The organism is Treponema sp. UBA7570 (assembly GCA_002477955.1).
GTDB lineage: Bacteria > Spirochaetota > Spirochaetia > Treponematales > Treponemataceae > Treponema_D.
The window spans coordinates 1-10,311 of the sequence record DLLE01000062.1 but is presented as its reverse complement, the minus strand read 5'-3'; the positions used below and the strand labels follow the sequence as shown (position 1 = coordinate 10,311).

Annotated in this window: 9 protein-coding genes and 1 pseudogene; 9 read left to right on the top strand and 1 reads right to left on the bottom strand. The window is 41.1% G+C overall.

What is annotated here, in order from left to right; genetic code table 11:
- Positions 1–287: 287 nt before the first annotated feature.
- From B4N75_RS08225 to B4N75_RS08205, 5 genes are all read left to right on the top strand, one after another.
- A complete protein-coding gene (locus tag B4N75_RS08225; RefSeq protein WP_296707119.1) occupies positions 288–713 on the top strand; it encodes an EamA family transporter in 426 nt (141 codons plus the stop codon).
- Between the two features lie 119 nt (positions 714–832).
- The gene (locus B4N75_RS08220; RefSeq protein ID WP_296707117.1) at positions 833–1,063 is read left to right on the top strand and encodes a hypothetical protein; all 231 of its coding nucleotides are present in this window, start codon (positions 833–835) and stop codon (positions 1,061–1,063) included.
- Between the two features lie 96 nt (positions 1,064–1,159).
- Positions 1,160–2,863 (top strand): carbohydrate-binding domain-containing protein, encoded by a 1,704-nt coding sequence (locus tag B4N75_RS08215; protein WP_296666917.1) that lies wholly within the window; start codon positions 1,160–1,162, stop codon positions 2,861–2,863.
- 200 nt (positions 2,864–3,063) lie between these two features.
- Positions 3,064–3,480, top strand: a complete 417-nt coding sequence (locus B4N75_RS08210) for a bacteriohemerythrin (protein WP_296666915.1) — start codon at positions 3,064–3,066, stop codon at positions 3,478–3,480.
- A 111-nt stretch (positions 3,481–3,591) separates the two neighbouring features.
- Positions 3,592–4,605 carry an endonuclease/exonuclease/phosphatase family protein gene (locus tag B4N75_RS08205; protein WP_296707115.1) on the top strand — a complete coding sequence of 338 codons (1,014 nt, stop codon included), beginning with the start codon at positions 3,592–3,594 and terminating at the stop codon, positions 4,603–4,605.
- Between the two features lie 26 nt (positions 4,606–4,631).
- On the opposite strand, the gene B4N75_RS08200 is transcribed toward B4N75_RS08205, so the two are convergent.
- Complete coding sequence (locus tag B4N75_RS08200) at positions 4,632–5,579, bottom strand: DNA-methyltransferase (RefSeq protein WP_296666910.1); 948 nt, start codon at positions 5,577–5,579, stop codon at positions 4,632–4,634.
- 162 nt (positions 5,580–5,741) lie between these two features.
- On the opposite strand from B4N75_RS08200, the gene B4N75_RS08195 reads away from it, so the two are divergent.
- The 4 genes and pseudogenes from B4N75_RS08195 to B4N75_RS08180 form a co-directional block, all read left to right on the top strand.
- Positions 5,742–6,740 (top strand): ABC transporter substrate-binding protein, encoded by a 999-nt coding sequence (locus B4N75_RS08195; RefSeq protein ID WP_296666908.1) that lies wholly within the window; start codon positions 5,742–5,744, stop codon positions 6,738–6,740.
- A 32-nt stretch (positions 6,741–6,772) separates the two neighbouring features.
- Positions 6,773–8,446, top strand: coding sequence for an ABC transporter permease (locus B4N75_RS08190; RefSeq protein ID WP_296707113.1), 1,674 nt, complete (start codon positions 6,773–6,775; stop codon positions 8,444–8,446).
- Complete coding sequence (locus B4N75_RS08185; RefSeq protein WP_296707111.1) at positions 8,436–9,473, top strand: ABC transporter ATP-binding protein; 1,038 nt, start codon at positions 8,436–8,438, stop codon at positions 9,471–9,473. Before B4N75_RS08190 ends, B4N75_RS08185 begins: the two co-directional genes overlap by 11 nt.
- Positions 9,474–9,478: 5 nt before the next feature.
- Positions 9,479–10,311: pseudogene (locus tag B4N75_RS08180) on the top strand (hypothetical protein); the annotation flags it as partial.

Here is a 10,311-nt window from a genome sequence, read left to right as displayed (position 1 = left end):
ATGATGGTCAAAATGGTTACAAGGCAGCTTGAGGCAAAGACAGACCGCACTCAGCGGGAAAGCGAAATGCTTGAAATTATGCTCCACGGCGGCGAAAGAGTGCGGGAAGAAAATCTTAACGAAGTTCTTGAATGGTACAAAAAAAGCAAATGCTCTAAGGAGGCATGATAAAAATTACATCCGTGTAATTTTTATCATTACAGTTTGCTCAAGCGTTGCTTTCACAAACTGTGATTCTCGCCATCCGTAGCTTGCCGCTAACGCGGAGTTTTATTAAGGAGAGTAAAGTGTTAAGTTATGTTTTGCCAGTTGTACTGGTTGTTTTGTCAAATGTCATGTATCAGATATGCGCAAAGTCAGTTCCAAACGGAATAAATCCGCTGGCATCGCTCACTATAACATATTCTGTCGGCGCAGTGTTTTCGGCCGTGATGTATTTTGTTCTGAACCGAAATGGAAATTTATTTCAGGAGTATGGCAGATTGAATTGGGTGCCGTTTGTGTTCGGAATTGTTCTTGTGGGGCTTGAAGTCGGCTGGATTTATATTTATAAGGCTGGATGGCCTGTCAGTACAGCTTCGGTCGTTCAAAGCGCTTTTCTTGCCGTGGCTCTTATTTTTGTTGGATGGCTCTTCTATAAGGAGCCTCTCAGTTGGAATAAGATTGCGGGAGTTTTTGTAGTTCTTGCAGGACTTGCCTTGATAAATAGATAAGCTATTGACTTTAAAATGCCAGCAACCAGTTCTTCTAGATTTGATTACATATTTTTTGTAACTAAAAACTTGTTATTTTATTTTTTTAATATATTTACTTTTCCATATTTGGAGGATATATGAAGAAAAATAAGGTGGTTTTTTATCTGGTTTTTGGTGCGCTTTTATTTTGTTGTTTAGTTTTTGCTGGCTGCAACATTGATGATGACGGCTCTAATTCTGATTCAGGCGGAAGCGGAATTCCGTCGGGAAGCGGCGGCTCGTCTTCCGGCTCGGTTGAGACAGCTACAACTGTAACTTCTGAAATCACTTCTTTCAATTCTTCGGACAAAATCGACATATCTTTCTGACCGAATTCTTATTCTCCGAACTCTTCTTCACGAAACATAATCACAGGCGCGGCGGCTTACGAAAGCGTTGCTTTTGGCGGAACTTTGTATGTTGATTTGAGCAAACTTCAAGTTTCGGCGGACAATTCAACTTGGAGTTCTTTGACCGACGGCGGAGAATCTGCAACTGTAACTTTGGATTCAAGTGAAATAACTGCGAAAATTTCTGACGGAGTTCTTTACATCGACTCGTCATCTTACAAATCAAACTTGAAATTCGACATAACAGGAACTGCGGAAAAAGGCGCGCTGAACATTTCTTCATATAAAAAAGGAACGGTCGCGCTCTATCTTCACGACGCGGTAATTTCTTCGAGCGGAAACTATCCCTGCATAAACGTTGACGCAAAATCGACGGTTTATCTTGTTTTGGAAGGAACGAACTCGCTCACAGACGGCAGAAAATACGGAACAGGCTACAGCGAGGCAGAAGGAACAGATTATTATTCAAGCGGTTTTTCTGGAACAAAGGCTGACGATGCGGAACTTACTGCAAGCTGGGCAAAGGGCGACAAGACAAAAGGCTCAATCTACACAAAAGGTGCGCTCTTGATTTCGGGAAGCGGCTCGCTCACCTTGAACGAGGGCTACAAGCACGGAATTTATTCAAAGGACTACATCAGAATTTTCGGCGGAACTTTGAACGTGAACACAAGCGGACGGAACGCAATCCAGAGCGTGAACGGATTTGTTATGGACTCAGGCGAAATCACAATCAGCGGAACCGGCGCGAACACGAACAACCAGAGCCGCGGAATCATCGTTGAGGGAGCGGAAGACGAGGACAATCCGGGCGAAGGATTTATCGTCATAAACGGCGGAAAAATCACTTCTTCAACCGTTGGAAAAGGAATTTCTGCAAAATGGGATTATGAGGACGACGTGGAAACTGAAGACACAAGCGACGACCCGTATCCTTACGTTCTGATTAACGGCGGAGAAATCAGCATAACGACAACTGGAACTCCGGCGGACGAGTCAAGCTCTGCTTACACATTCACAGACGCGGACGGCGTTACGGTAATCGAGACGACAAAACTCAGCCCGGAAGGAATCGAGGGAAAGCAGGCGGTCTTTATCTCAGGCGGAATCATAAACTTGAACTGCACGGACGACTGCATAAACGCAAGCCGCGACGATTCAGGCTACGCAGGGCAAGTCGTAATCAGCGGCGGAAACATCTACGCGTATTCTTCTTCAAACGACGCGATTGACTCAAACGGAACGCTTACTATAAACGGCGGTGTGATTGTCGCTTTGACGGCAAAAACTCCTGAATGTGCGTTTGACTGCGACGAAAACACTTTCGCAATTACAGGCGGACTTTTGGTTGGAGTTGGAACGAGCAACTATTCAAAGCCGACTTCAAGCGAGTGCACGCAAAGCACGGTTGTTCTTTCGGGAGATTATTTTGGCGCGGGCGGAACAACTTTTGCCGTTGAAGATTCAAGCGGAAACGCTGTTTTTGCGTTTGCAATTCCGTCTGCATTCGGAACAAGCGCAAACTCGCAGTATATAATGATTCTTTCTTCTCCGGAAATAAAAACCGGCACAACATACAAAGCCGTTAGCGGAGTTACGGCAAGCGGCGGAAGCACGTTCAGCAATCTTTACGTTGAATTGCCGGACGTTTCAGGCGGCACAACAACCGCAAGCAACATTGCGACAACAACCTCAAGCTATGTTTACACAAAGACAAGCGGAACAACCGGTGGTGCAACGGAAGGAACGCATCCGAATCCGGGACCAGGCGGAAGATAATTTTGCGTGAGGGATTGGAAGAGCGGCGGAGCCGTTGCGGAACGAAGAGGAGCAATGCAGGCGAAAGCCGGAACTCTGGAAAGCCCGACGGCAACTTGTTGCCGGCACGTCCAAAAATGCTTTAAAAATTTGACGAACGGATATTTTTATTGTATTTTTTTTGCAGATAAGTATTTTTACAAAAAAAATGAGGCTTTTATATGGAAGAAATTAAAAAAATTGAATGGAGCGATGAATATCTTCTTGGTGTTCCTGAAATTGACAGACAGCACAAAAAACTTATTGCGATTGCAAACGAGCTTTATGATGTTGTTACTGGAAATGAGACCGCATTAAAGGAAAAAATGCCTTCTATATTGAAAGAATTGACGGATTATACGGAGTATCATTTTTCTAACGAAGAAGAGCTTCAGAAAAAAATCGGGTATGTCGGACTTAGCACGCACAAGGCCGCCCATGAATTTTTTATAAAGGAAGTTGGTTTTCAGATTCAAAAACTTTCTGCTGACAGCAAGGGCGGTGTTCTTGGCTTTTACAAATATATTGCAAGCTGGGTTTTGAATCATATTGCAAAGGCTGACAAAATCTGGGCAAATTTTATGAAGCAGAATTCTTAGGTTTTTGCTGATTTTGCCATAAAAGATTTTTTTTTCAAAAAATTGTCAAAAGTTTAACTTTAAAGACACTTTATTATTATAGAAGAGTTTTTTTTGGTTAAGAGGCGATTTATGAAAAATAAGAAATCTGTTTTTTGTTTTGGGATTGTATTTTTGTCGGCAGGATTTTTGTTTTGTTCTTGCAATCAGTCTTGTTTGCTTGCAGAAAAAAATCAGTCTGAAAAATTGAATTCTGTCAAAATTTTGAATTGGAATTTGCAGACTTTTTTTGACGGAAACTTTAGCGGAACTGAATATTCGGAGTTTGCTTCTAGTTCTGCCGGCTGGTGCGAAGAAAAATACGGTGTCAGACTTGAGCGGCTTTCGGAAGTTGTAAAAGCCTGTGAGCCGGATATTTTTGTTATGCAGGAGCTTGAAAACGAAGACCAGCTTTATGACATTTTTAACAGGCTTTGTTCAAATTTCAGCTTTTCAAAAAATTACAGTTATGGGTGTTTTTACAAAGATGAAGGTTCGGCGATTGGGCTGGGAGTTTTGAGCCGTTTTCCGCTTTTTGGAAAAACGGTTCATTCTCTGGATGTCCGTTCCGAATCAGAAAAACAGCCTTCTATGCGTCCTCTTTTAAAAGTTTTTGTAAATGTAAATGAGCGGCCTCTTTTGCTTTTTGTTAATCACTGGAAAAGCAAGAGCGGCGGGGCGGAAAAAAGCGAGGTTTGGCGAAATTTTCAGGAATCGGTTCTTGCCCAAAGTTTTGCGGAATATGAAGGCCAAAATATTCCTGTTGTTGCCTGCGGCGACTTTAACCGCGATATTTTGGAATTTAGAAAGATAAACGGACGAAAACTTCAGCTTAACGTTGAGCTTCGCGGTAAAAATCCTGCTTTTGTTTATTCTCCCTGGTACGATTCTGACGGGAATCTTTTTGAGCCGGGCAGTTACTTTTACAACGGAAATTGGGAGCGAATCGACCATTTTTTTGCCGGAAGCGGAGCGAATGTTTCTGACTTTAAGGTTGAATGTAAAGGAAGCTGGTCGAATGCTAACGGTTTGCCTTCAAAATATATTTTAAAGTACGGAACTGGATATTCTGACCATTTTCCTGTCAGCTGCGTAATTTCGTGGTAAGCTGAGATTTTTTTTTGCAGAAAAAACTATTCGTTTCGCATATGAAAAATTCCATCGGAATAGCCTTGAATCGAAGAGTCTTTTTCTGCCATTTGAAGGCGGTATTCGCTCCAGGCGCAGTAACGCTGTTCTTTTTCGATTGCGCACCAGTGGCGGCCGAGTTTTTTTGCTGTTACGGCTGTGCTTCCAGAACCTGCAAAAGGGTCGAAAATTAAATCTCCCTGATTGCTTGACGCTAAGATTAGCTTTGCAAGGAGTTTTTCTGGTTTTTGAGTTGGATGCGCTGTGTTTTCGCTCATCGACCAGAATGGAATTGTTATGTCGTTCCAAAAATTTGAAGGGCAGGTGTCGCGGTAATTTCCTTCGGAAGATTCTGTCCAGTCTTTTGGTTTTCCGTTGGTTTTGTACGGAGCGATTACTTTTCTGCGCATTTTTACTGCGTCTGTGTTAAAAATATAGTCTTCGGATTTTGTAAAAAACCAAATGTCTTCGTGGCAGTTTTTCCAGTTTGCTTTTGCTCCGCGGCCTTTTTCTCTTTCCCAGGTGATTCTGTTGCGCAGAAATATTTTTCCTTTTTCTTCGTATTCGTTTAAAACTTCGCCAACGATTATTGAGCTTTGCCAGTCTACGCAGATGTACATTGATCCGTTTTTTGTGAGAAGCGGCAGCGTAAGTTCAAGCCATTTTTTTGTGTAAGACTTGTATTCTGCATGGTTTTTTGCCGCAAATTTTGAAGAATTGTACTGTTTTGAAAGGTTGTACGGCGGGTCTGCAATAATGAGAGAAAATGTTTCTTCTGGAAGTTTTGGAAGCAGTTCAAATGTGTCTCCGCAGATTATGCAGTCGGAAAGTTCTTCTTTTGAAGGAAAAAATGATGAATCTGCAAAAAGGCATTTTTTTAAGTATTCTGAGCCTTCTTTTTCTGTAAAATTTATGGTCTTGTTTCGTGAGGATTTTTCTTTAATTTGCGGCATGAACGAAATTATAATTAAAATTCAATTTTTTTTCTATTTGCCCGTCTTGTGTTTGTTTTATCAAAAATTAGCATTCAGTTTTTATACTTATTATTTATATCCGTATTGAATAATCTTTTATAACATACTATATTACTAGGTTATAAAGGAATTGGAGGACTTATGAAAAAAGTTTTTGGAACACTTGCGCTTGTTTTTGCTTCTTGTGTATTGTTTTCTGCTTGTGGAAAAAAAGGCGGAGAATTGAATGTTTATTCGATTATTCACGATGAAGAAACTGCGGCTCTTTGTAATCTTTTTACAAAAAAAACTGGAATTAAAGTAAATTATTTGCGTGCGACAACCGGCGAACTTGTAAACCGCGTTATTGCCGAAAAAGACGACCCTAAAGCCGATGTTCTTTTGGGCGGCGGCTCTGCTTACCATATTCAGGCTGCAAAAGCCGGCGCTCTGGACGTTTATGTTCCAAAAATTGCCGGCAAATTGCCGTCTTATGCAAAATCTTCCGACGGAACCTGGACTGGATTTTGTGTTCTTTCTCTTGGAATCGGAATTAACGCAAAACGTTTTGCAGAAAAATTCCCTGGCGTTGAATATCCTAAGACTTGGGATGAGCTTGCAAATCCACTTTTTAAGGGCGAGCTTGTTATGACAAACCCAGCGAGCTCTTCGACCGCGTATCTTTTCCTTCAGAATCAGTTGCAGCGTCTTGGCTGGGAAAACGGCTGGAATTATCTTGAAAAATTGAGCCAGCTTGTTGGCCAGTTCCCGGACAGCGGAAGCGCGCCTCCAAAACTCATTGGAACAGGCGAATATGCTCTTGGGGTTGCTTACCTTCATGCGCTCGTAAAATACAAGGCGCAGGGATTTGATATTGTGGCAGTTTCGCCTCCAAAAACTGCCGGAGACGTTGACTGTATTGCAGTGTTGAAGAATGCAAAAAATCCTGAAAATGCCAAAAAGTTTGTTGATTTTATTCTCGATAAAGACGCTCAGGAACTTATGACTTCAATCGACTTTACCGTTCCTGTAAATTCAGAAGCTGGCATAATTGAAGGAGCAACAAGAATTGAAGATGTTGATTTAATCAATTATGATAGAGCAAAGGCTGCTGGTCAAAAAACAGAAGTTTTGTCTAAGTGGTCAAAAATCTTAAACTAGAATTGGAATAGTCCATTTTTCAAGGAACTAAATTGAATAAAACAGGAAAAATTTACGGTCAGGAAAAAAGTTTTTTTGCCTGCGCTGCATTGTGGCTTTTTTTTGCGATAACAGTAATTATTCCTGTTTTATACGCTCTTTTTTCTGTGCGCCCGTCCGACTTTGCGCAGATTTTTACTCAAAAAAGATTTTTTACGGCAATCAGAAATACCGCTATTGAATGTGTCTGCTCGACCTTTGTTTCTGTTTTTGTCGGTTACATTTACGCTTATGCCGTTGTCCGCGGCAATCTTCCTTTTAAAAAATTATTTGCGGTCGTTCCTGTTGTCCACATGGTAACGCCTCCTTTTGTCGGAGGCCTTTCTTTTATTCTTTTGTTTGGACGGCAGGGATTTTTTACAAAAACATTGCTCGGTCTTGATGTAAGCCTTTACGGTTTTTGGGGACTTCTCTTAAGCCAGGTTTTGTGCTTTTTTCCGATTGCATATTTAATTTGCTGCCAGACTTTAAACGGAATAAATCCTTCTATTGAACAGGCTGCAAAAAGCATGGGAGCAGGCAACTGGAAAATTTTTAAATCGGTCACTTTGCCGTTGAGTTTTGCTGGAATTGTTTCGGCTACGCTCTTTATTGCAGTAAGCGTTTTGAGCGATTTTGGAAATCCCCTGATTGTTGGCGGAAGATTTAATGTTCTTGCTGTTGAAATCTACACTCAGCTTACAGGCTGGCTTAATATTGGAACAAGCGCCGCAATGGGGCTTGTTCTTTTGATTCCATCAATTTTGCTTTTTGTGCTGCAAAACCGTTTTTATAAAAAAAATGCCTTAAAATTTGCGACAATTGGCGGAAAAATCGGCGGAGGAAAGCCAAGTCCAAAATCAGAAAAAAATATTCCGTTCAAAAAAAACAAAAATGTCAGTTTTGGAATGAATATTTTGCTTACGGTTTTTTGTTCTTTTTTTGCAGTACTGATTATTGCGCAGCTTCTTTCTATTATAATGGGCGCTTTTCAAAAACTTTGGGGAATAAATACGAGCTTTACCTTTGCCCATTTTAAGGCAATTTTTTCGTTCAGCCAGAGTCTGTTTAATTCCCTTTGTTTTGCCTTTGTGGCGGCGCTTTTGTCAACTTTTATTGCGGCTCTAACCGTTTATCTTACACACAGAACAAAACTTCCGCTTGTTTCGGGGCTTGATGCGGTTTGCCAGATTCCTTCTGCAATTCCAGGAACACTTTTTGGACTTTCTCTTGCCTATGTTTCTTCGTATATCGAAAGAATTTTTCATTTTGAATTGAGTTCGTTTTTAATCATAATTTCAATGACTGTAAGTTATCTGCCGTTTAGCTACAGAATCTGCTCTTCAACTTTTAGCCGACTGAAAATTTCCCTTGATGAAGCGGCCCGTTCTTTGGGTGCAGGACGGCTGAAGGTTTTAAAGGATATTATTTTGCCGTTGAGCATTGGCGGTCTATTTAGTTCTGCCGTTTACGATTTTGCTCGTGGCGTTGGAACTATAAGTTCGGTTATTTTTCTGGTAAGTTTTAACACAGGACTTGCCTCGATAAAAATTTTGAATTTGGCAGAGCAGGGCGACTGGGGCAAATCTGCGGCTCTGGCACTTGTTTTAACTGTCATTACTTTTATAATACTTGGAGCCGGAAAAATTTTAAGCCGGCGGTTTGAGGCAAAAATTTATGAACAGTAGCAGTGCAAGCCTTACTTTTAAGAATGTTTCTTTTAGTTTTGGAAATACTCGGACTATCGACGATTTTTTTCTTGAAGTAAAAAGCGGCAGTTTTACAACACTTTTGGGACCAAGCGGTTGCGGAAAAACCACCCTCCTAAAAATAGTTTCCGGTTTTTTAACTCCAGACTCTGGTTCAATTTTGATTGATGGCGCGGACTGCACCTTTGTTCCGCCGGAAAAAAGACAGATTGGAATGGTTTTTCAGGATTATGCTCTTTTTCCGCATATGACGGTTCAGAAAAATCTTCTCTATGGACTTGAAATAAAAAATAAAAACAGCAAAGAAGAAAATTTTGCAAAAATACATAAAACCGCGCGCATCCTCGGAATCGCCAATCTTCTGGAAAGATTTCCTCATGAGCTTTCTGGCGGACAGCAGCAGCGCGTAGCCTTGGGGCGCGCTCTTGTTCTTGAGCCGAAAATTCTTTTAATGGACGAGCCTCTTTCTTCTCTTGATGCAAAGCTGCGTACTCAGGTTCGAGAAGAACTAAAAGATGTTCAAAGCCAGATTGGAATTACAACTCTCTATGTTACTCACGACCAGGAAGAAGCACTCTCTCTTTCTGACACGATTGCGGTTTTAAAAGCCGGAAAATTGCAGCAGGTTGGAACTCCAAGACAAATCTATTTTGAACCGGCAAACGATTTTGTCGCAGATGCAGTCGGCAGGGCAAATTTTATAAAACTGACAGACTTAAATGAATTTGAAATTGATAATCCGTCCCTAAAAGAAGCAAAAAAATTGATAGTCCGCCCAGAATGGTTTTTTAAGATAAATGCAGGCAAAAAAGAAACAAAAAATTGTCTTACAGTCAGCGGAACTATTGTTTCGACAGCATTTTTAGGACAGACAACGCGTTACCGCATTCGCCTTGACAACGAAACTTCCCAGATTTTGACCGCAGATTTACCGACCGAAGATGAAGATTTGCCTTCAGGTCAAAAAATCACCCTCAAAATCGAAAAATATCTGTTAAAAAAATAGCGTATATGAAAAAAATCCTGGCAATAATTTTTGCATTTTTTGCAGTTCAGCTTATTTTTGCTTTTCCTTCTCTTGAGCCGTCAATTTTGTGGGGGCTGGAGCAAAATTCAATTCAAAAAATTGAACACACTGACGAAAAACAAAACATTCTTGGTCAAAATCTTACATCAAGACAGATAATCCAGACAGCGTTGGAATATTCGTTTTGTCCAGTGGAAAGCGAAGAAGGCTTGTCCTGCTTAAAAAAATACGATTCGCTCGAAAAGGCCGTAAAAAAACAGTTTTGCGGTCTTGAAAAAATTGACGCGGCGGAAAAACTGCTTTTATTTTTGTATGATGTTGCCCTTTACCGGTACGAAGAGGACGCAACTCGACTTAACACGACACTTTTGACAGGTTCGTACAACTGCGTTACTGCAAGCATTTTGTATCTTGCGTTGGCCCGGAGTCTAGAAATCGAAGCCTGCGTTCAGGACACAAATATCCACGCCTATTGTTCTGTTTTTACCGGCACAAAAAAAATCGACGTCGAAACGACAAATCCTTATGGCTTTAATCCCGGCGAAAAAAAACTTGTCGCTCAATCCGAAAACAACCGCAAATACGCCGTAATTCCAAAAAAATACTACGCCGGAAACAGGCAGATAAGCAGCCGTGCAGCCGCAACCTTGACCGGAAAAAATATTGCAAGCAGCCTAAACGATTCCGGCGACTACGAAACGGCAATTCCTCTAGAAATAAGCCGCCTTGAGTTTCTAAAGCTTTTTTCAGATCCGGAAACAAAAACAGCAAAAAACGACCTTGATACGCTGGCCTGCAACTACGCAATAACCCAAAA